Annotated in this window: 18 protein-coding genes; 9 read left to right on the plus strand and 9 right to left on the minus strand. The window is 60.8% G+C overall.

The genetic code is table 11. From position 1 onward, the window contains the following. Positions 1–12: 12 nt before the first annotated feature. The 3 genes from U5K31_10785 to U5K31_10795 form a co-directional block, all read right to left on the minus strand. On the minus strand, positions 13–3,189 hold the full coding sequence (locus tag U5K31_10785) for a S41 family peptidase (protein MDZ7773205.1): 3,177 nt from the start codon (positions 3,187–3,189) through the stop codon (positions 13–15). Positions 3,190–3,338: 149 nt separating this feature from the next. After that, positions 3,339–4,223: a GTPase Era gene (gene era / locus U5K31_10790; protein MDZ7773206.1), complete on the minus strand. Its 885-nt coding sequence runs from the start codon at positions 4,221–4,223 to the stop codon at positions 3,339–3,341. Beyond that, positions 4,220–4,951 (minus strand): pyridoxine 5'-phosphate synthase, encoded by a 732-nt coding sequence (locus tag U5K31_10795; GenBank protein ID MDZ7773207.1) that lies wholly within the window; start codon positions 4,949–4,951, stop codon positions 4,220–4,222. Before U5K31_10795 ends, era begins: the two co-directional genes overlap by 4 nt. 81 nt (positions 4,952–5,032) lie before the next feature. Here U5K31_10795 and U5K31_10800 point away from each other — a divergent pair, with 81 nt between their 5' ends. The 3 genes from U5K31_10800 to U5K31_10810 all read left to right on the plus strand — a co-directional run bounded on the left by U5K31_10800 (position 5,033) and on the right by U5K31_10810 (position 8,500). Next, on the plus strand, positions 5,033–5,569 hold the full coding sequence (locus U5K31_10800; GenBank protein MDZ7773208.1) for an NlpC/P60 family protein: 537 nt from the start codon (positions 5,033–5,035) through the stop codon (positions 5,567–5,569). A gap of 163 nt (positions 5,570–5,732) precedes the next feature. Continuing rightward, a complete protein-coding gene (locus tag U5K31_10805) occupies positions 5,733–7,199 on the plus strand; it encodes an amidohydrolase family protein (protein ID MDZ7773209.1) in 1,467 nt (488 codons plus the stop codon). Between the two features lie 86 nt (positions 7,200–7,285). Further along, positions 7,286–8,500, plus strand: a complete 1,215-nt coding sequence (locus U5K31_10810) for a threonine synthase (protein ID MDZ7773210.1) — start codon at positions 7,286–7,288, stop codon at positions 8,498–8,500. Between the two features lie 16 nt (positions 8,501–8,516). Here U5K31_10810 and U5K31_10815 read toward each other — a convergent pair whose 3' ends face one another. From U5K31_10815 to U5K31_10835, 5 genes are all read right to left on the minus strand, one after another. Next, on the minus strand, positions 8,517–11,255 hold the full coding sequence (locus tag U5K31_10815) for a M12 family metallo-peptidase (GenBank protein MDZ7773211.1): 2,739 nt from the start codon (positions 11,253–11,255) through the stop codon (positions 8,517–8,519). A 43-nt stretch (positions 11,256–11,298) separates the two neighbouring features. Further along, a complete protein-coding gene (locus U5K31_10820) occupies positions 11,299–13,416 on the minus strand; it encodes a zinc-dependent metalloprotease family protein (protein MDZ7773212.1) in 2,118 nt (705 codons plus the stop codon). Between the two features lie 10 nt (positions 13,417–13,426). Continuing rightward, on the minus strand, positions 13,427–14,071 hold the full coding sequence (locus U5K31_10825) for a hypothetical protein (protein MDZ7773213.1): 645 nt from the start codon (positions 14,069–14,071) through the stop codon (positions 13,427–13,429). Positions 14,072–14,232: 161 nt separating this feature from the next. Then, positions 14,233–14,430 carry a DUF2892 domain-containing protein gene (locus tag U5K31_10830; protein MDZ7773214.1) on the minus strand — a complete coding sequence of 66 codons (198 nt, stop codon included), beginning with the start codon at positions 14,428–14,430 and terminating at the stop codon, positions 14,233–14,235. 126 nt (positions 14,431–14,556) lie between these two features. After that, positions 14,557–15,363: a GntR family transcriptional regulator gene (locus U5K31_10835; GenBank protein MDZ7773215.1), complete on the minus strand. Its 807-nt coding sequence runs from the start codon at positions 15,361–15,363 to the stop codon at positions 14,557–14,559. A gap of 262 nt (positions 15,364–15,625) precedes the next feature. On the opposite strand from U5K31_10835, the gene U5K31_10840 reads away from it, so the two are divergent. The 6 genes from U5K31_10840 (at position 15,626) to U5K31_10865 (ending at position 20,307) form a co-directional block, all read left to right on the plus strand. Next, positions 15,626–16,192, plus strand: coding sequence for a YeeE/YedE thiosulfate transporter family protein (locus U5K31_10840; protein MDZ7773216.1), 567 nt, complete (start codon positions 15,626–15,628; stop codon positions 16,190–16,192). Between the two features lie 18 nt (positions 16,193–16,210). Beyond that, entirely contained in the window at positions 16,211–16,630 is a 420-nt protein-coding gene (locus U5K31_10845) for a DUF6691 family protein (GenBank protein ID MDZ7773217.1), read from the plus strand. Positions 16,631–16,688: 58 nt separating this feature from the next. Further along, on the plus strand, positions 16,689–18,068 hold the full coding sequence (locus tag U5K31_10850; GenBank protein MDZ7773218.1) for a rhodanese-like domain-containing protein: 1,380 nt from the start codon (positions 16,689–16,691) through the stop codon (positions 18,066–18,068). A 4-nt stretch (positions 18,069–18,072) separates the two neighbouring features. Continuing rightward, entirely contained in the window at positions 18,073–18,843 is a 771-nt protein-coding gene (locus U5K31_10855) for a sulfite exporter TauE/SafE family protein (GenBank protein MDZ7773219.1), read from the plus strand. Positions 18,844–18,969: 126 nt separating this feature from the next. Then, a complete protein-coding gene (locus tag U5K31_10860; GenBank protein MDZ7773220.1) occupies positions 18,970–19,737 on the plus strand; it encodes a DUF3667 domain-containing protein in 768 nt (255 codons plus the stop codon). A gap of 165 nt (positions 19,738–19,902) precedes the next feature. Further along, a complete protein-coding gene (locus U5K31_10865) occupies positions 19,903–20,307 on the plus strand; it encodes a DUF1761 domain-containing protein (protein MDZ7773221.1) in 405 nt (134 codons plus the stop codon). A 402-nt stretch (positions 20,308–20,709) separates the two neighbouring features. Here the strand turns inward: U5K31_10865 and U5K31_10870 are convergent, their stop codons facing one another. After that, entirely contained in the window at positions 20,710–21,882 is a 1,173-nt protein-coding gene (locus U5K31_10870; GenBank protein MDZ7773222.1) for a transposase, read from the minus strand. Positions 21,883–22,132 lie beyond the last annotated feature (250 nt).

The raw sequence follows: 22,132 nt of genomic DNA on the forward strand, positions 1-22,132 counted from the left end.
CGGCTGCCCATCCTAGTTATCGCCCATCTGGCTCATCGCTTCTTCGATGGCGCGCATGAGCTGGGGGTCGTCCCCGTCCAGGCGGTCCTTGAAGGTGTTGTCCACGTAAATATCCGGGCTTACGCCGATCTTCTCCAGGTTCTGTCCCTCCAGGGTGTAGACCCCCCAGGAGGGGAGGCGGTAGAAGGAGCCGTCCACCAGTCCCTTGCCGGAGGTGAAGATGATCCAGTTGTAGGACTCATTGCCCATGACGGTGCCCAGCCCCAGCTCCTTGAAGCCGGCGGCGGTCACCTCGGCGTCGCTGAGCGACTGCTCATTCTGCAGCAGGATGATGGGCTTGTCGGCCGGCGTGAAGTTGGGCTGGCTGGCGTTGTCGCCCTCCCGGTAGCGCCACTCCAGGTATTTGTGGCGCGAGAGGAACTCCAGCACCGCGTCGTGCACGTTGCCGCCGGTATTGTAGCGCAGGTCGAGGATCAGCGCATCGCGCTGGTAGGCCTCGGAGGTCATCTCCTCCAGGAAGCTCTGCAGCGCCCCGCCGCCCATGTTTTTCATGTGCACGTAGGCCACGCGCTCACCGGACTTCTCGTCCACCACCTGCTGGTTGCGGTCCACCCACTCGTCGTACAGGCTGGTGCGAAGGCCGAAGTAGGAAGTGGGGTGCAGGTCGACGGAGTGCTCCTCGCCGCCGCGCTCGAAGGTGAGGGTGATCTCGGACTCCATGGAGGGGCGCGAGAAATACCTCTCGCGGTTGGCTCCGTGGTCCACCACCTTGCCGTTCACCGCCGTCAGCACGTCGCCGGCCTGGATGTCCTTGCCGGTCACGTCGGCCGGGCTGTCGGATACGATGCGACTTACCGTATAGGGATTTTCATCCTCAAAAAGGATGCCCGTGGCGAGAGTCACCGTCTCGTGGTACTCCTGCTCCTCGGCCCCGAAGGTGCTGAAGCCCAGGTGGGAGGAGTTGAGCTCGCCCAGCATCATGTTCATCATGCGGCTGAAATCGTTGCGGCTGTTGACGTGGGGGAGGTAGCCGCGGTAGCGGTCCCGGACTTCCTCCCAGTCGGTGTCGTGGAGGGTCTCGTGGTAGAAGTTCTCCTGGATGTTGGCCCAGAGCTCCTCGAACATCTGGTCGAATTCAGCGCGCAGGTTGCGCCGGAAGTCGTGGTCGGTGGTGATCTCGCTGGCCGAAGCGCCGGAGACATTGATTTTATAAATGGCGCCGCCGGAGAGGCCGTAGACCTGCCCGTCCACTTCGGTGGTGCTGCTCACCCAGTTCACTCCTTCCACCTTTCGCGTGCGCGTCTGCTCGAAGGGCGCCATGGAGGTGACCCAAAGTGAGGTCTGACCCTCGTCGTGGTTGCTCAGGAAGAGAAGGTGGGTGGTTTCGTCCTCCTGAAGCACGTGCAGGGGATTCTGCGAACCGAAACCGGGTCCGATCTGCTCCAGGCGGTCCATCAGCCCTTCGGTGTTGATGGTAATGGAGGAGTCTGTTGCGGAGCCGCTGTCTTCCTCGCCCTCTGCGGCGGTTGAGTCGGCCTCTTCGGCGAACATCTCATCGAAACGCTCCGAGCGGTAGGGCTCCTCGTACTTGTCGAGTGCCATGCGGTAGAGATCGGTGTCGCCGCCCCCGCGCGGGTAGGAGGCGGCCGTGCGGGTGGAGGAGAAGTAGATGTACCTGCCGTCGGGCGACCATAGGGGGCTGTTCTCGGAGACGCCGGTGTTGGTCAGGTTGGTTGTCTCTCCGCTCTCCACATGATAGGCAAAGATGTCGTGCTCGAAGTCGCGCCGGGCGGTGTACAGTATATACTCGCCGTTGGCCGAGAAGACGGGCTGCTGGTTCTGGAAGCCCCAGAACTCGTCCTCCACGATGGTTTCGCTCTCCAAGGTCTCCAGGTCAAGCAGCCGAAGCTCGTCGCGGCCGCTCAGGTAGACCCCCTGCGTGCGGTCGGGGTTGAGGGCCAGCATACGGTTGTTCTGCGAATCGTCGGTGAGTTGCCGGGCCTGCCCGCTGCCGTCGGCGGCGACGGTGAACCAGTTCTGGTAGCCGTCCACCGTCTGGTTGAAGACCAGCGTGCGGTTGTCGTCCATCCACTTCACCTCCAGCACGCGTCCCATGGGATTGGTGTCGATCATGCGTATGAACTTGCCCTCGGCGTCCGACACGAAGAGCTCCCCGCGGGAGACAAAGGCGAGTTTTTTCTGGTCGGGGGAGACGTCGAAGGCCTCTACGTTGTCTTCGGTGCTGAAGCTCTGTTCCTTGGCCAGGGTGCTGTTGCGGTAGATGTTGATGGGAATCCTGCGCGTGTTGCCGCTGGCGGTGTTGTAGGTGTAGAGCTGGTATTCCCGCTCGAAAACGATGGTGCTGCCGTCGGCCGAAACCGCGGGGTTCCAGATGGAAGTGCCGAATCGGGTGAGGCGCTCCTTGGAACCGTCCTCGTCCAGGCGGTAGAGATTGTACTGCCCGTTGGCCTCGTCGGAGGCGAACCATAGGGTACCGCTGCGGTCGAATATGGGCCACAGGTCCTTGCCCTCCCAGTCGGTCAGGACGGCGTAGGCGCCCGTGGAGGTGTTATAGGATTTGATGTCGGGATTGTAGGGACCGCGGTAGCCCTGGCGGTGCACCTGGTTGAGGCTCTCCCACGATTCGTTGAAGTAGTAGGTCTCCCCGTCGGGATGTGGCGCCAGGTTGTGCACGGTGTTGTGGTAGTGCCCGAAGAGGCGTTCGGGCGTGCCGCCCCCGGGCGAGACGGCGTAGACGCTTACACGGTTTTCGCGGTCGGAGCGGAAGTATACCTGCTCGCTGTCCCAGTTCCAGCCCTCCACCTGGTCGCCGGCTTGGTGGTAGGTGAGGCGGGTCACCGGTCCCCCCTCAAGGGGCATGATATACACGTCGTCATTGCCGTACTGGTTGGAAGTGAAAGCCAGCCGGGATCCGTCAGGAGAAATGCTGGCGGCGGCCTCCTCCCCGTCCATGCCGGTCAGACGCACGGCGGTGCCGCCGGATGCGGGTACGCGCCACAGGTCGCTTTCGTAGCTAAAGACTACGGTGGACCCGTCGGGGGAGACGGTTGGTTCGGAGGCGAAGGTGACCTGCCCGTCCTGCGCGGCGGCGTTGCCGGCGGGGACGATGGCCGGTGAGAGGGCGATAAGAAGGGCCAGGAAGAGGCCCGTGAGGATAACGTTTTTCATAGTGATCCCTGGTTGATTGTCGAAGTTCAGAAACATGGTACTTAATGACGGTAAAAAAGCCAAAAGAGTTGCCGGGGTGGCAGGCAGCTGGTGATGGGGGGTTGTGCTCCTTCAGGCAGGATGTTGCCGCAGGGAGCTGTGACAGGCCGCTACCGGTAGCCGAAATTCCGCACCATGTTGGGATTGTCGCGCCACTTGTCGCGCACCTTGACATGGAGATCGAGAAACACCTTCTTGCCTACGAAATCCTCGATGGTCTCCCGCGCCGCCTTGCCCAGCTCCTTGATGGCCTTGCCGCCCTTGCCGATGAGAATGCCTTTCTGGGAGTCGCGGTTCACGATCACCTCGGCGTTGATGTAGTCCAGGTCCTCCCGCTCGTCATACTGTATCACATCCACCGTGCAGGAGTAGGGAAGCTCCTGGTGGTACTGCAGGAAGAGCTGCTCGCGCACCAGTTCGGCCACGAAGAAGCGTACCGGCTGTTCGCTGAGCATCTCCTTTGGATAGTAGGGCGGTCCCTCGGGCATGCGCGCCTTGACCAGCTCCATAAGCTCCTGGATGCCCTCGCCGGTGAGGGCGGAGACGTAGACCGTCTCCTCGAAGTCGTAGTCGGCATGGAGCTCTCCGGCCACCCCTTCGGCCACGCCGCGGTCTACCGTGTCGATTTTGTTGACCACCAGCACCACGGGCTGGGTGGTGGATTTAAAGGCCTGGAATATGCGCCCCGGGATTATAGGGTCCTCCACATCCACGATCAGCAGGATAAGGTCGGCGTCGCTTCGGGCGCGGTCCACCGTGCGCATCATCGCCTTCTGAAGCTCGTAGCGCGGGTCGATTACCCCGGGGGTGTCCAGGAAGATGATCTGCAGGTCCTCCTCGGAGTGGATGCCCAGGATGCGGTGGCGGGTGGTCTGCGGCTTATGGGTGGTGATGGAGATCTTCTGGCCAAGGATACGGTTCATCAGGGTGGATTTCCCCGCGTTGGGCTTGCCGATGATGGCGATATACCCCGATTTGTGGGCTTTGTCGCTCATCCGTCCAGCCCCTTGTTCATAATCTCCAGAAACGCCCGTACCGTCCGGTCGAGTCCCATAAAGAGCGCGCTCGACACCAGGGCGTGGCCGATGCTCACGTCGTGCAGGTGGGGCACGCGGGTGACCATCGCTTCCAGGTTGTCCAGGTTGAGTCCATGTCCCGCGTTTACCTTCATGCCCAGGCTGTGCGCCAGCTTTGCGGCCTCGGCCAGGCGCTCCAACTCCTTCTCACGCTTCTCGTCGCTCCCGGCGTTGGCGTAGGTGCCGGTGTGCAGCTCGATGGCGTCGCTGCCCAGCTCGTGGGCCAACTCGATATCCTCGGGCTCGGGGTCTACAAAAAGGCTGATCTCGATGTCGGTCTCCCGTATGGAGGGAAAAACTCTCGTCTGGAAATCGTCGTAGACCGTACGCATGCTGAGTCCCCCTTCCGTGGTGAGCTCCTCGCGGCTTTCTGGCACCAGGGTGACCAGGTCGGGCCTGACGTTGCGGATGATCTGCAGCATCTCGTCGGTGGCCGCCATTTCAAAGTCCAGCCTGCCGCGCACAGCCTCCTTGAGGGCGAAGACGTCGGCGTCGCGTATATGCCGCCGGTCCTTGCGCAGGTGGAAGACGATGCCGGCCGCGCCCGCATCCTCGCAGACCCGGGCGGCCTCCACCGGATCGGGATAGCCTTCTCCGCGGGCGTTGCGGAGGGTGGCGACGTGGTCCACGTTCACAAGCAGTTGCATGACGTGCGGTAAGGTTGGTGCAGGTTGTGTTTCACGCCCTAAATATAGATTATTCTGGGGAGAGTTTAAGCGGACGACCCCATGCGCATTCGTACTATCATCCTGTCACTATTTGCCCTCTGGCTGATCTCCGGCTGCGGCGTGGTGCCGCGCGGTCAGGGCCCCTCCGATGCGGAAAGCGGGCGTCGTGCGGACTCGTCCTCCGGGGGAGGGGAACGCGCCCGCGTGATGGCGGCCGTATCGCCCGCCCGCACCATGCAGGCCTCCCTCGAGCAGGCATACCGCGACTGGCGCGGCACGCCCTACGTGCTGGGCGGGTCCAGCGAGGAGGGGGTGGACTGCTCACGTTTCGTGAGTATCGTTTTTGACCGCTACTTCGGGGTGGAGGTGGCCGACTACACCCGTGAGCAGCTGCAGGAGGGCCGCGGCGTGAACCGCGGGGCTCTGCGTCCCGGCGACCTGGTCTTTTTCCGCACGGGACGCGCCACCCTCCACGTGGGCATCATCGTGGAGGGCGAGGAATTCCTGCACGCCTCCACCTCGCAGGGGGTGATGATGAGCAGTCTGGATGAGACCTACTGGTCCTCGCGCTACCTGACGGCGCGCCGCGTGATGTGAGGGCGCCCCCCCCCTACACCTGGCTCATGAGCTGCCGGCCATTCCAGAGTATTACGGTATGTAAATTATCCGGCCGCCGGTTGCTTCTCCGGGCCAAAACCATTCTCTTTGAGTCAAGGTCTTGCAGAAAACAAGGCCTTACCCCAAACCAAGGATGGATTCCATGACCTATCGCTACCGCTTCCTCTCCCTGCTTGCCGTCTGCATGATGCTGCTCGCCGGCGCGGCCTGCACCACGCAGCCCGCCGAAGACGCCCCGCTTTACATTACCGGGGGACACTACTTCGATGTCCACAGCCAGCAGATGGTGGAAAACACCGGCATCGTGGTCCGCGACGGCCGCTTTGAGTCGCTGGACGCCGCCCAGGCACCGGAGGGGGCTCGGCATATCGAACTTTCCGACAGCCAGTACCTGCTGCCGGGCATCGTGGACGTTCACGCCCACTACCGCATGCGCGCCTTCGGCAGCGACAGCCTGGGCTGGACCGACGAATTCAAGTACAACGCCCTGGTCTACCTGGCCAACGGGGTGACCTCCACCTTCCCGGCCGGCGTCTACTATCCCTATCTGGAGCAGGCCGCCAGTCGCGCGGTCGAGGCGGGGGAATGGGACGGTCCCCGCATGTGGACCAGCGGACCCTATTTCGGGACGGCCCGGCCCGGGTGGGACAACGGTATGTCACGGGAGGAGATCTACGCCGACGTGGACTACTGGGTTTCCCAGGGCGTCGACGGCTTCAAGGCCAAAGGGGCGAGTCCCACGACCATTGAGCACCTGGTGGACCGTGCCCATGAGCACAACCTGAACGTGGCGGGTCACCTGGGTTCCGGCGCCGGCAACTCCACCAACGCCGTGGAGGCCATCGAGGCGGGCATTGACCGCGTGGAGCACATTCTGGGCGGCTACGTGCTGGATCGCGAGCGGGCGGCCTATCCTGTATGGAACGAGGTGGACACCACCTCGCAGGCCTTCCGCCGCACCGTACAGATGTACCTGGACAACGAGGTCTTTTTCGACGCCACCATGATCGCCCCGGTCTACTTCACCACCCTCAAGCCGGGCTTTGACTACTGGGAGCCCGAGCGCGAGATGTTCACCGACTTTGTTCGAGGCGAGGTCGACGACGGCAGTGACCGCGAGGCCAGCTCACTCATGGACGGGCTCTACAACGCCATGCAGCGCTCCACCAAGGCTTTCTATGAGGCCGGGGGAGGCGACCTGATCACCCTGGGCACCGACGCCCCCAGCCACGGCCATTTCCTGGCCGGATTCGGCGCCCATCGCGAAATGCAGACCATGTCCCTGGCCGGCATTCCCAACGCGGCCGTGCTGAAGATCGCCACCCTCAACAGCGCGCGCAGCCTGCGCCTGGACGACCGCGTGGGTTCCATCGAGGAGGGCAAGTGGGCCGACGCCTTCGTGGTGGAGGGGAACCCGCTCGACGATATCACCAACACGCGCAACGTGCAGACGGTCATCAAGGGCGGAGTCACCTACGAGCCCTCCGCTTTGCTGGAAAGCGTGCGCGGGCAGATCGGCCCCTCCGACAGCAGCGAGACCGAAAGCTGGTTCCGATATCCCGAACTACGTCAGACGGCCGACTCCCTGGAGCAGGCGCGCGGGCAGTAGGGAGCCTGTTGGTCCGCTTACGAAACGCTGCCATCGGCAGGTTGGTTACAGAAGATCGGCAGACGTATCATCATTGACCCCATGTCATGGACTGTTCATACCTGAGCCATCTGGAATGCACCCGGACAGGCAAACGCTACGAGGCCGACGAGCTGCATAATCTTTCGGAGGAGGGCGTCCCGCTGGCCGCGGTATACGACCTGGAGAAGGCCCGTGATGAGCTGACGCCTGAAACCTTCCGCGGACGGGAGAACAACATGTGGAAATACCGGGAGCTGCTGCCGGTCCGCAACCTTTCCAATATCGTATCGCTGGATGAGGGTGGCACGCCCCTGATGCGCTCCACACGCATGGCCGACCGTGTGGGCCTGCCGGGACTGATGATCAAGGACGAGTCGACCAACCCCACCGGATCCTTCAAGGCGCGCGGCATCGCCGCCGCTGTCAGCGCCGCCCGCGAGCGGGGCGCCCGGAGCTTCGCCATGCCCTCGGCGGGCAACGCCGGCGGGGCCCTGGCCGCCTACGCGGCCGCCGCCGGCATGGAGTCGCATATCTATATGCCCTCCGACACGCCCCTGGCCTTCCGCCTGGAGTGCGAGTACTACGACACCCATCTCGAGCTGGTCGACGGACTCATCAGCGACTGCGGGGTGAAGGCTGCGGAAGCCTGCCGCGAACACGGCCACTTCAACGTCTCCACCCTCAAGGAGCCTTACCGCCTGGAGGGCAAGAAGACCATGGGACTGGAGCTGGCCGAGCAGATGGGCTGGTCCCTGCCCGATGTCATTATTTATCCCACGGGCGGAGGCACGGGGCTGATCGGCATGTGGAAGGCCTTCAAGGAGCTGAAGGAGCTGGGGTGGGTGGAAGGGCCCCTCCCCCGCATGGTTTCCGTGCAGAGCGCCGGGTGCGCCCCCATCGTACGCGCCTTTGAGGAGGGCTGCAAGGAGGCCGAATTCTGGGAAAACGCCGAAACCATCTCCTCCGGGCTGCGCGTGCCCAGCGCCATCGGCGATTTCATTATCCTGGAGATCCTGCGCGAGTCGAACGGCACCGCCATTGCAGTATCCGACGAGGAGACGCTCGATTTCAGCCTGGAGCTGGCTTCCCACACCGGCATCTTTCCCGCCCCCGAGGGAGGCGCCACCCTGGCCGCCCTCCATCGCATGCGCGAGCGCAGCCTTGTGGACGACGACGAGCAGGTAGTGCTGTTTAATACCGGCAGCGGCTACAAGTACCTGGAGGCCCTCAACCGCCAGACCGACGTGGCCCGCGCCTTTGAGGAGATGATGCGCAACTGACCTGTCGGAAACATCCCTATCTTATTTTGGTCATCATCAGCACCTCCATGGTGTTGTCGGTCACCAGTCTTACGACGTAAACACCGGAGGCCAAGTCGCTCCCGTCAAATGCGTACTCGTAAACCTTTGGCTCCTGGCTCTCATCCACAAGCAGTTTTACCTGCCGGCCTATGGTGTCGAAAACTTCTAGCCGCACGTCGGTTTCCATGGCCAGCTGGTAGCGGATGGCCGTCTCCCCGTGGAAGGGATTGGGATAGTTCATCGTGATTTCAGTCTCGTCCACGATGGTGGTGAAAGTTTTTATTTCGCTCCAGTCGCCGGTGCCTCCCTCGTTGGAAGCGCGGACTCTCCAGTGGAATGCGGTGGCGTAGTCGAGCTGGCTGTTCACGGTGAAGGCGGTGTCGGATACCGTTCCGGTCACTTCCGGTTCGCTGAAGTCACCGTCCCTCGAAAGCTGTACTGTATATTTAGCCGCCCGTGCGGCGGAATGCCAGCGCAGCACCGGGTTCACGGGTACCTGGTAGGACTGGTCGGCCGGGCCGGCCTGGCTCACTTCTTCCGGCGGCTCAATGACGGTTTTGAAGGATCGCACGTCACTCCATTCACTCTCGATGCCGGTGGACTCGTTACGCGCCTTTACCCGCCAGTGATAGGTGGTCAGATATAGTAGGGGGGAGGCCGGGCGGAAACTTGTGGAGGAGAGCGTTTCATTGATCACCGGGCTGGCGAAGGAGGGTTCCCGGGACACTTGCAGCACGTAGACGTCGGCGTTCGGCACGGAGGTCCAGTCGAGGTCCGGTCTCCTGGGCAGGGCCTCCTGTCCGTCGCCGGGAGAGGTGGCCTGAGGCGTCGCAATTGTAGTGGTGAATTCCCAGGTGTCGCTCCAGTCGCTGTCACCGGCCTGGTTGGAAGCCCGCACACGCCAGTAATAGGTGGTGAAATATTCCAGGGCGCTGTCGATGTTCAGGCCGGTGCCTGAAGTAGTCATGTCGGTCCGCGGGTTGCTGAAGCTGGAGGAGGCGGACACCTGCACGCGATAGCTGTCCGCTCGGTCGGAAGCGCCCCAGGTGAGTTCAGGCGTGCGCATCGTGCCCAGGGCGCCGTCGGTTGGCGCGCTGAGCTGAGGCGTGCTCGGGGTGTTGCTGGTGGTAGTGAATGCCCAGGTATCGCTCCAATCGCCGTCCCCGTTTTCGTTGGAGGCCTGCACACGCCAGTAGTAGGTCGTGCTGAAGTTTAGGGAACTGGCGGGTGTAAGGGTGGTGGCCCCTGTGACGGTGTTGACCACCCTGTTGCCGAAGCCCGACGAGGTGGCCACCTGCACCCGATAGTCGTCGGCCCCGCTTGAGCCACTCCAGGAAAGCTGGGGGGTGCGGGAAAGTCCGGTTTCCCCGTCATCAGGCTCCTCGAGCTGGGGCGGATTGGGAGGTGGTGGTGGAGGGGGCGGAGGATTGGACCCCCCCGAGCGGTAGTCGGCAATCACCTCCTGCATCTCGCGCATGCTGCGCGCGTTGTCGGCCGGGGCGTAGGTTCCGTTGTAGGAGCCGGTGGGCGTCCCCATGAAATTCACGTCGGGATTGGAAAAGTAGGGCGTCTCGAAGTCGCCCTCTTCATAGGTCATCACTGATACGTAGCCCGTGCCATTTGAGCCGGTCCACCGCCACCCGGTGGAGTAGTCAAAGACGCCACCAGAGGAGGGTGCGGCGTTGCTTGACTGGTTGCGGCTGTGGTGGTTGCCCATGTTGTGTCCCAGTTCATGGGCGAGGGTGTAGGTGAAATGGAGTTGCTCCACGCGGTTCACGGAGAAGCCGTAGGCAGAGGCTCCCGAGGAGTTGTTGATCAGCCAGGCGATGCCGCCCACATCGTCCACGGAGGCCAGCAGGGCCACCAGGTCGGCCCCGTACTCGTCGCGCAGGTCATGCGCCTGGTCCATGTGTCCGTCGCCGTCGTCGGTCAGCCGGTTCAACGTCTGCGAGCTGTTGTTGGGGTTCTCGCTGTAACTGGTGCGCGCGCTGTGTACCAGGTTAAAGTCGAATCCGATGTCGCTGTTATCCACCGCCGTCTGCGAGCGGTTCATGATCTCTGCGATAAAGGCGCCGGTGGAACTGATGTTCTCCATGAATTGCTCCGCGGCGTCAGTGTAGAGGACCAGCACGTCGATCCGCCCGGCAGGGTCCTGGCCTGTGTCGGGATCGCCTGCCTGGGGTTGACGACGCCGGTCGGGAAGCTGTAGGCTACTCTCGGACGGCAGGGGCGCCGTTGGACAGGCCACGATATCCAGCCGGTCGCGGGCGAGGGGGGCGAGGTAGTTGGACGCCAGCTCAGTGTCGTAACTGAGGCGGTACTGAACGGCCTCCCCGTACAGGTGGAGGCTGCCCAGGATACGGTTGCCATCCAGGGTGAAGGAAAGCAGGTCGCGCCTGTCGCCCGTGTCGCGCGCAAGCACCGAAAAGGTGCCGGGGGTGATCTTCGAGATCCGCGAGATGCGGTATGTGCGCAGCTGACCGCCGGCTTGGAGCTCCAGGTGGATGCCCACCGAGAGGTTGTTCAGGTCCAGAACTTCCCGGTTAAGTTGTATGTAGGTGCGCGAGCGCTCCTGGTCAGGCAGGGGTGCGGCGGCCGCCAGATCCGTTCGAATGGAATAGAGGGTGAGGGGATCCTGCTGGGCGGCAGCAGGATCGGCGTAAAGCATGAGAAATGCAGCCAGCGGTAAAAGAAGGCGGAATGCCGCGTGTGCGGCATGGTGAAATCGTCGCATATGGACTCTCGCTGATGAATATGGATGAAATTACCCAGCTCCCCTACCTCACCAGCGTCATGCCCAGCACGTCCGTGGTGTTTCCGGTGACCAGGCGGATCATGTACACGCCCGAAGCCAGGTCGCCGGCGTCGAACTGCAGGTTGTAGACCCTTGGCTGCTGTTCCCCGTCCACCAGCGTGCGCACCTTACGCCCGAGGGGGTCGTAGATCTCCAGCAGCACGTCGGTCTGCTCGGCGAGCTGGTACTGGATGGTGGTGGAGCCAGGGAAGGGATTCGGGTAGTTCATGTTGATTTTGGTCTCGTTGACCAGCGTGGTAAATCCCTGGGGTGCGGTCCAGTCGCTGGTGCCTCCCTCGTTGACGGCGCGTACCCGCCAGTAGTATTCGGTGGCAAACTCCAAGCTCTCTTCGGACATGAAGGAGGTGGCAGCGGACGTACCGCTGATAACCGGCTCGGAGAAATCGTCCTCTAATGCCACCTGGACGTCGTATTCTGCAGCCCGTTCGCTGGATTGCCACTGCAGATTAGGCCTTATATCCACCTGGATGCTGCCGTCGACCGGACCACTTGTGGTCACATTTTCCGGGGGGGAAATTACGGTCGTAAAGCGGTTGGTCGAACTCCAATCACTATTGCCAGCCGCGTTGGAGGCCCGTACGCGCCAATAATAGGTGGTAAGGTAGTTGAGGCCCTCGACCGAATAGCTGGTTCCCGACTGGGTTGCATCGACCATGGGGTTACCGAAATTGTTGGAAGCGGATAGCTGCACCCTGTAATTTTCCGCTTTGGCTGCCACGCTCCACTCCAGGGTAGTCGAACGGCTCAAACCGGTCTCTCCGTCCTGGGGCGCAGTTGGTACGGGTGTGCTGGGACGCGGATCGTTGTCCGCTTGCTTGTAGTCGGCCACCACGCCGCGGATGCCGTTCATGCTGCGGGCGTTGTCGGCGGGGGCGTGGATTCCGTTGTAAGATCCAGTGGGGGCGCCCATGTAGGAGACGTCGGGATTGGAAAAATAGGGTGCTTCAAGCTCCGCATCCTCGTCGTAGGCCATGACCGAAACGTAGGTGCGTCCGTCGTTCCCCTCCCATTTCCAGCCGGTGGAGTAGTCATGGAGACCGCCTTGGGCCGGAGCGGGGCTGCTGGACTGGTCGCGGCTGTGGTGGTTACCCATATTGTGTCCCAGTTCATGAGCGAAGGTTGAGGTGAAGAGCAGCTGCTGAACCCTGTTTATCGAAAATGCCCAGGCGGGAGCGCCTGCTGTCGATCCCATGATGTATGCAATGCCACCAACGTCATCCACGTCGGCCAGCAGGGCTACAAGGTCAGCTCCGTAGGTATCCCGAAGCGCATGGGCCTCGTCCATATTCCCGTCGCCGGTAGCCTGCAGCTTGCCAAGGGTGGTACCGGTTTCGGTGTCGTTGTCCTCGTCGTAGGCGGTTTTCGCGGCGTGGACCATTCGAAACTGAATTTCCACTTCCGAGTTATCCAAGGCCTGCTGTGCGCGGTTAAAAATCTCTGCAATATAGAGGTCCACGTCACCTACGTTGTTTTCAATCCATTGCTCGCCCCGATCCGTATACAGAATCAGCACGTCGATGGTGACCTGCTGCATGCCGATGTCGGGCGGATCGCTCCGGAACTGTTGGCTGGAGGAATCGGCGAAATCTGGTTCGATGTGACCGGGACAAGCCACGATGTCCAGCTCGCTGTAGTCGATATGGGAGAGGTAATTGGCATTACGCACGGGATCCCAGGACATCTGGTAGAGTTCGCCCCGGTCGTGCATGTGAATATTCCCCTGGATCTTTCCGTCGGCTACGCTGAAGGAGAGGAAGCGTTCTTCGCCTCCGGTACCCCGAGCAAGGACTGAGTAGGTGTTTTCGGTATGACTGGAGATCCGCTCTACCCGGTATTCGCTGCCGGCGTCGCCGACGGGAAGGATCAGTCGGTCGCCCTGTTGGAGGTATCCACGACGGAAGACCGATGGATTGAGGCTCAGGTACTGTCGGTTCAGCTGGTAGGCGGGCAGCTCTTCCTGGGCCTGGATTTCGGTTTCCATGTCGAACATGGAAACCGTTTTAACCTGCTGGGCAAAGCCGGTGGTGACGCCGATGCAAAAAAAGATGGTCAGAGTAAGGGTGCAGCGAAAAAGCTTCATACGCAGGGTATCAGGGATTCGGAATGGGATGATTTCGGGTGGAATCCGGAGGAACGACCGGCGGATGCTCTGGCAGAGCCTTCATTTTGCCGGGATCTCTTTCGACGATTACGTGTTGCTGCAGTGAATCCGAATAATAAGCCGTAAAAAAACGTTCGGGCTGCATGAAAGAAATGGTGGCCAGGATCTGTTCTCCGTCCACCGACAGGCTGAACCAGGCACCCTCCTCTCCGGGGATCTGTCCGGATACGCTGGTCACGCCGGACACCGTATGATGGACCCGGGCGAGTACGCCCTCCGCTTCCAGGTTGTCAAAGAGGTTAAGCAGCAGCGTGCGACCCTCGGCGAGGGTATCGGTCGATGAAAGCAGGGCGGAGTTGAGGACCACCGGGCGTCCGCGCAGATCGGCTTCCCCTGAAGGCGACCAGGAGAGGTCGCCCAGCGCGGCGGTGGCGGACTTGTCCACCAGCGTCAGCAGGGTGTCCTGCGCCAGGTTCGCGCCGGCAGCCTCGCCCTCACCGCGATTCTGGGCTGGGGACATCTCCCCTCCATCCGGATCCCCGGCGCTGCCACAGCCCGCCAGCAGCATGAAGGCCAGGGCGCCCTGCAGCAGGGGTTTGAGGGTCGGGATATGTGTGCCGGTGCCGTGTCGCACGCGCGTCTCGTTTGTAATCGGTTGTTCGGTGGCCCGTTGGGCCGACAGAAACCATTATACTAAATATTGATCAAACGAGGAAAGCGGCCGGGGTAGTGTCCGCAGCCGGTTTTTTCGTGTCTTTAGGTGTCAGCACGCGCGTGCCCACGGAATGGGCATTCCTACTTGCAGGTCTTCAGCCCGAAGGGTGCATAAAGTGGGCAGAAGCTCACCAGGCTGGTCAGCAGGAAGACTGCCGCCACTATACCCAGTACCAGGGCTGTGGTTCCGCTGATGGTTTCGGTGACGTAGAGCACCGCGACCACGATGGCCAGCAGGATGCGGAGAGATCGGTCGGTAGTTCCCATGTTCTTTTTCATAGGGATGCCTCGAGCAGGTTTGATTAGGCGGACACCCACTGGACCAGCAGCACCGCTCCGGTGATGATGGCTATGCACAGCAGGCAGACCGCCGCCAGTTTGAAAAATTGTTCCCGTGTCATGATTTCATGTCTTTTCCTGTCCGCTGAAGACCGGCAGGAATTCTCTCAAGGGCAATGGCTGCTCCCCCTCGCCCGGTTCGGCGCCCGGCTGCCGTTGCACCATCAGCTCGTAGACGATGCGGTCGGTTCGGTAGTAGCGCTTCTGGTAGTAGATGGGCTTGTCGCCCACCGACAGCGATAGCCGGTCGATGAGCAGCAGCGCCCCGCCCGGATCCACCTGCAAGTGTTCGGCGAGATAGTCGTCGGCGTTTTCCGCCTCGATGCGATAGTAGCCTTTCTCCACCGGGATCTCGTATTCCCGCTCCAGAATCCCGTAAATGGTCTCCTCCTCCAAGTCGCATCCCTCGATGAGCTGTCCGTAGAACATGGGCAGCCAGGTGATGTCGAAGGCCACAGGCCTGCCGTCTCCGAGCCGGAGCCTGTCCAGCCGCAGCACCTTGGCGTCCTCTTCCACCTGCAGTCGGGAGGCCACGGGGGAGGGGACCGTTTCGGGGCGGAGGACCAGTACCTGCGAAGAGGCTTCCATGCCGGCGCGCTTCATCTCCTCTACAAAGTCTCGCAGGCGCACAAAACTCTGGTGCGACCGGTGGTCTTTTACAAAGCTTCCCAGACCCTGGCTGCGGTAAATAAGCTGCTCGTTCTCAAGGGTCTGCAGGGCGCGGCGTACCGTCACGCGACTGACATCGAATTTTTCGGTCAGCTCGTTTTCGGAGGGGAGTTTCTCGTCCACCTTCCAACGGCCGGCTTCAATATGCTCGCGCAGCCAGTTGCTGATCTGTTCGTGGCGCGGTATGCCTTGCCGTAGCTTCATGCGAACCATTCTCTTCTTTTGTACTATAATACCCGCTTTGGCCCAATAGTGCAATACGTGTAAATACAAGTTAGGGGATTTCCCTACAGGTAGGCGCGTCATTTTTGTACTTTGGACAAAATAGATGGGCTCTATGGTCCTCATAGAAAGAAAGTGGCCAACTTGTAGTTACAAGTATTGATAAGGTGGAAGGCATACCGTACCTTGGTCATGATTAAAGAAAACAACAACCGTTTTTCAGGCGTATCTGAACGAAGAAACTATGGAATTGATCGAAATGCTTCGCTCCCCGTGGCCCTGGTATGTGGCCGGTCCGCTGATCGGGTTGATTGTACCGCTGCTCCTCCTGCTGGGCGGCAAGAAATTCGGCGTCTCCTCCAACCTGCGGCATACCTGCGCTGCCTGCATGCCGGGACGTGTAAAATTTTTCGACTACGACTGGAAGACGGAGGGCAGCTGGAACCTGGTTTTCATTGCCGGTACCGTGGCCGGGGGCTTTTTGGCCGGATGGCTGCTGAACAATCCCGATCCGGTTGAACTCTCAGTCCGCACCGTGGCGGATCTGCAAGCCCTGGGCATACGAGACTTCTCGGGCCTGCTGCCCGGCGACCTCTTCAGCTGGGAAAATCTGTTAACGCCCACAGGACTGATTGTGATGGTCGTCGGCGGTTTCCTTGTGGGATTCGGGGCGCGCTATGCCGGGGGCTGCACCTCGGGGCACGCCATAAGCGGACTGGCCGATCTGCAGCTGGCCTCACTGATGGCCACCATCGGCTTTTTTGTCGGGGGGCTCCTTGTTACCTGGTTCGTTTTTCCATTGATATTCTGATATAAAATGACACGCACCATGAAAAAATACCTGAAATACGCTCTGGCCGGCATATTCTTCGGTTTTGTGCTTGTAAAATCGGAGGTGATCTCCTGGTTCCGCATTCAGGAGATGTTTCGCTTCGATTCCATCCATATGTACGGTATTATCGGACTGGGAATCCTGGTGGCCATGGCCTCCATCCAGGTGATCAAGAAATACAACGTAAAGGACGCCGAAGGGAAGGTCATCTCCATCCCACCCAAGGACGAGTCGCAGGTGACGCGCTACCTGGCGGGAGGAACCCTCTTCGGTTTCGGATGGGCGCTCACCGGCGCCTGTCCGGGTCCCCTGTTCACCCTGGTCGGGGCGGGCTACGGGATCATTCTGGTGCCTCTGGCCAGCGCCATATTCGGAACCTGGGTCTACGGACTGCTGCGCGAGCGGCTGCCGCATTGACACACCGGCACTGGGACCCGACTTCCGATGATCATACGGCAATCAAAACGAACCAACCATGTACTTTAAACAGATATTCGACAAGAAACTGGCCCAGTACGCCTACCTCATAGGCTGCCAGGCCACCGGCGAAGCCATCGTCATTGATCCCCTGCGGGACGTGGATCTCTACCACGAGCTGGCGGCAGAAGAGGGCCTTCGGATCACCGCAGCCGCCGACACCCACATCCACGCCGACTACGTCTCAGGCCTGCGCGAGCTGGCCGAAGAGGGTGTGAAGGTCTACGGCTCTGACGAGGGGGGAGCCGACTGGAAATACGAGTGGCTGATGGGAAGCGAGTACAACTATGAGCTGGTCACGGATGGAGACTCCTTCACCCTGGGCAATCTGCGCCTGGACGTGGTGCACACGCCCGGGCACACCCCCGAATCGGTCTCCTTCCTGTTAACCGACGGCGCGGCCGCCGACGAACCCATGGGTATTCTCACCGGCGATTTTGTTTTTGTAGGGGACGTGGGACGGCCCGATCTGCTGGAGACGGCGGCCGGACAGGAGGGCGCCATGCAGCCGGCCGCCCGTGAGCTGTACCGTTCGGTGTTGGCCTTCCGTGACCTGCCGGAATACCTGCAGGTGTGGCCGGCCCACGGGGCGGGCAGCGCCTGCGGCAAGGCCCTTGGCGCCGTTCCTGAGTCGACCGTAGGCTACGAACTGCGCTACAGTCCCGCCTTTCAGGCCGCCGGCAGCGAGCAGGAGTTTGTGGACTTCATCCTCGACGGCCAGCCTGAGCCGCCTCTCTACTTTGGACGCATGAAAAAGGTAAACCGGGAGGGTCCACCCGTGCTCGGAAGCCTCCCCCGACCCGTACCTATGGGCGCCGGGGAGATCGCCTCCGCCGATGGGACCGTCATCGACACCCGGAAGGCCGAAGCCTTTATGGACGGCCACCTGCCGGGATCGCTGCTGGCGCCGCTGAACATCAATTTCAACACCGTGGCCGGCTCTTATGCCGACGCAGAGAAGGAGCTCTACCTGGTGATCGGTGAGGAGGACCTCGAGGAGGCCGTGCGCGATCTGGTGCGGGTGGGGCTGGATCGCATCGCAGGCTACGTTACGCCGCAGGAGCTGGAGGCCTGGGAGGGCGGGAAATCCCGTATTACCACCGGCGATTTTACAGAGGTGACATGCCGGGCGGACGACCCCAAAGTGCAGGTGCTGGATGTGCGCAAGGCCACCGAGTACGCTGAGGGCCATGTGCCAGGCGCCTTGAACATCGCCTACACCCGCCTGGCGGACCACCTGGACGAGCTGCCCCGCGACCGCGAACTGCTGGTGCACTGCCGTTCCGGTATACGCGCATCCTACGCTGTCGGCCTGTTGGCGCGGGAGGGCTTCCGCGTACGCTGGATCGACGACAATATTGAAAACCTGAAACCCTGAACTCATGATCCTTGCCTGGATAGGCGCGCTGATGGTTGGACTTTCCCTGGGACTCCTCGGTTCCGGGGGGTCCATCCTGACGGTCCCCGTACTCATCTACCTGGTGGGCGAGTCGGAAAAAGTGGCCATCGCCGAGTCTCTCGGCATCGTGGGCGCCATCAGCTTCGCCGGCGCCGTACCCTACGCGTTTAAACAGCAGGTGCACTGGCGCAGCGTCGTTCTATTCGGGCTGCCCGGCATGGGCGGCACCTACCTGGGCGCCATCATCGCAGGCTACGTGTCGGCCACCTTCCAGATCATCCTATTCGCCGCGGTAATGGTGGCGGCCGCCGTCATGATGTTCCGCGACAAGAAAGAGATGGAGCGTTCCTCCGCGGGTTCTGGCGGCGGGCGAATTCAGCACGCATGGTGGAAGATCATGCTGGAGGGTCTGGCGGTGGGCGTGCTCACCGGACTGGTGGGCGTGGGCGGGGGCTTCCTGATCGTGCCCGCCCTGGTGTTGCTCGGGGGACTTCCCATGCACCTTGCCGTGGGCACCAGCCTGGCTATCATCACCCTGAAAAGCTTCACCGGCTTTTTCAAGTATATCGACGTGCTGCGCGACCTGGAAATGGCCATGGACTGGAACCTCATCCTGGTCTTCAGCCTCATCGGTGCGGTGGGCAGCATCGTGGGACGCACCCTCGCTGGCAAGATCTCCAACGAGAAGCTCAAGAAGGGATTCGCCGTTTTCCTGATCGTGATGGGGGCCTACATCATGTACCAGTACGTGTAGCTTCCCACGGTCTGGTAGGGCGACCGGTGCGTGGCTGCTTCCAATTTATTATACTTTACCAGGGAGAGGAATTAACAGGCTTGAGATAGGGCCGTACCGTCGGGTTTGCCCTCCAGACATCGTGGGATGGAAGAAAATAGATCATCGGACGAACCGCGCGGGGAGCCGCACCGCCGGCTGGGCTTCAAGGCCTTCGCCGGGCAGTTTTTGAGCGAACTGGTCAACATTGACCGGGGCGTGCCCGGTACGTTTCTGGCCCTGTTCAGGCGGCCGGAGGAGGTGGTCAGGGACTACTTCGACGGCCACGACCGCTACATGAATCCCTTCCGCTACGTGGTGGTTATTGTCACCATCGTGACGCTTATCCTTTCCGCTGTCGTCGATTTCGAAGAATTCTATCTGCGTATGGTGGAGGCAGGAATAGGCATGGGACACCAGGAGTCCCTGGAGGCTATGCCGGAGGGTATGAGTATCTATTTCGAGGAACTCTTTCGTGTGGGTTGGCTGATGACCAGTAAGTATATGCCGGTCACCTTCATCCTGCTGCTGAGTCCGGCACTTGCGGTCACCTCCTACCTTTTTTTCAAGAACCGGAAATCCTATTTCAGCCAGCATTTCATCATGAACATGTACCTGTCGGCCCAGGCTTCGTCGTTTGGCCTGATCACCATCCCCATCATCATGCAGCTGGAAAACATGATGAACGCGGCTTACGTCACCCTTCCACTCACCCTTGCCTACCTGGTCTGGTTCTATAAGCGCAACTTCGCCCTGCAGGGCTTCGGCCAATACGCCCAGGCGGTGGTCTCCTACATTCTGGGCTACGTGGTCTACCTGGTGTTCTTGATGATCGCCCAAAACCTGGTTACGGCCCTGCTGGTCTTCGTGGTCTAGCGATCGCTGGTCTGCGTGGTCTGGCGTTTCACGGCAAGTGCCCACGCCATGATTCCCGTTGCATTTTTGGCCATTTCGGGTAAATTAGGGGAAAGGGATAAGTCGGGAACGCAGTGAATGACCCGCTCTCTTGATCATGGCAAAATCAACAAACGGGATAGAATTATGGCAGATCTACTGGCAGAATTCAACTGGCTGGCGGCCGTCGTAGGCGGCATCGCCTACTTCGCCATCGGCGCACTCTGGTACGGACCCTTTTTTGGAAAGGCATGGAGGGAGGAGAAGGAGATCGACGAACTTCCCGAGTCCCCCGGCGCCCCCATATTCGTGCAGTCTCTGCTGCTGCAAATTGTCGCAGCGGTTTCGCTGGGTATTTTCGCGGTGGCACTGGCTGTCGACGGGGCTGTGGAGGGTTTCTACCTGGGGCTGGCTGCATCCGCCGGCTTTGTGGCCACCACCGTGGGGGTCAACGGCATCTACAACGAGATGTCCCTGCGTCTCTTTTTCATCGATGCGGGTTACCACGTGGTGGGCTTTGCTGCGGCGGGCCTGATCATCGGGATGTGGTAGGAAACTTTGTGCGCGCTGGCCAAAACCGGAGCGGCTTGCTTCCCGTACAAGAGCCTGTAAACGAGGCACCATCGAGCGCACTATGTCCAACTTCCTGCTGTTCCTGAGCTATTTTGGCGTACTTCAGGGCTTTCTTCTCTCCCTGGCATTTTATGCCAGGGGCAGGGAAGAGGACCATCACCGACCTCTTCCCATCCTCTTCGCCGGCTATGGGCTGGTGATGCTGGAGAACATCCTGTCGAATACCATGCTTGCCGGGCACGGGCGGTTACTAGGAGTCTGTCGGACTAACCGATCTTATCATGTTGCAAGTAGTCGGCAGGTCCGTAATTTTGGATATGGTTTCCATTTTTTGGGGAAAAATTTGGGATTCGGTCGGGGACATATCTTGCCCGGGCCGGCTTATGTGAGCAGGGCATGCATGCGCTTCAGATTATAGGCGCATTGGACCAGTTTCCACTCTCCGGAGGCCCCCTCCAGGCCCCGCAGACTAAACCTCCGGAAGCCCATCACCTCTTTTATGATGCCAAAGACGGTCTCCACCGTGGCCTTTCGTCGTCCGTAAAAGGATTTGCCCTCCTGGGTTGACAGCCGCCACCTCATCTGCTCCAACGGGCTCGGATCCTCCGGGGGCGGGACCAGTTGCCCGGCGTCGCTGGGGGTTTGGACGACCTCCCCATCCAGCAGCAGGTGGCTGCTCATATCCACAATCCCCTGGGCGTTGTAACACTGCTGCCATCCATGTTGACTCGTAAGCATGATCCGCGACTCGGAGTCGGTCAGGTTTACCTGGTCGTTGTCCTCAGGACCCTCCGGCTCTGGAGGCTTGGGTTTGGGACCCGGTGTCTTCTTCCCCGTCTTCTCTTCTTTTCGGCGGCGAGCCTCCATCCTCTGCTCATATTCGTCCTTTTCGGCCTCATACCGCTGCTGGGCACGCTCTTGAAGCTGCTGCTTGGCCCGGCGAATTTCGGCCAGGCGCTTCTCCCGGCGGGCGATCTCCGCGGGCAGATCCTGCTCGTCCCCCTCCGCCTGGCGGTCGGCCTCTTCGGCCTCCTCCAGCAACTCGGCCACTTCCTCGGCCATCTGCTCTTCCAACTGCGCCGCACGGTCCCAACTCAGGGCCTTCCGCTTGCTGGCGTTGGCCCCGATCTTGCTGCCGTCAAAACTGATCTGTCCCAGTTCCATCAGTCCCATGTGAGCTGCCATCATCAGCAGTTGCCCGAATAGCTCGGCCACCTGATCCAAAAAGCGCCGGCGGAACGTGCAGATCGTGTCGTGGTCCGGGTGCTGGTTGGCCGCCACATAGCGCATGGCCAGCGAGTCGTAGGTGGCCGCCTCGATCTTCCGAGAGCTGACCGTACCGGTGGCGTAACTGTAAAACAGCAGCGCCAACATCATATCCGGGTGGTAGGCGTCCGAGCCGCTGCCCGTGTAGTCATCCTCCAAGGCCGAGGTGTCCAGCTCATCGACCATCTCGACAACAAAACGGGCCAGATGTTCTTCCGGGAGCCATTCGTCGACGGAGGGAGGCAGCAGGTAGGCGGTGTCGCGATCAACCAAGCGAAAATTAGCCATAAGCAGAAAGGATTCCCTTTTTCGATTGCTACCCCGAATCTACTAAATTACAAGCGCAAAGTCCGACAGACTTCTAGCAAACAATAATTGACACTTCCAATGAACCAGAATATATTTAATTGTATTTTTACGATTAAATATATTGGCAAATGTTATGGCAACCACAAAAGCAAAATTTTTTGATACCTCCTGTGAACGTACTGCTGAGCTCATGAAAGCCTTTGGGCACCCGGCCCGCATCGCGATCATA

Source organism: Balneolaceae bacterium (genome assembly GCA_034521445.1).
Taxonomy (GTDB): domain Bacteria; phylum Bacteroidota; class Rhodothermia; order Balneolales; family Balneolaceae; genus JAXHMM01.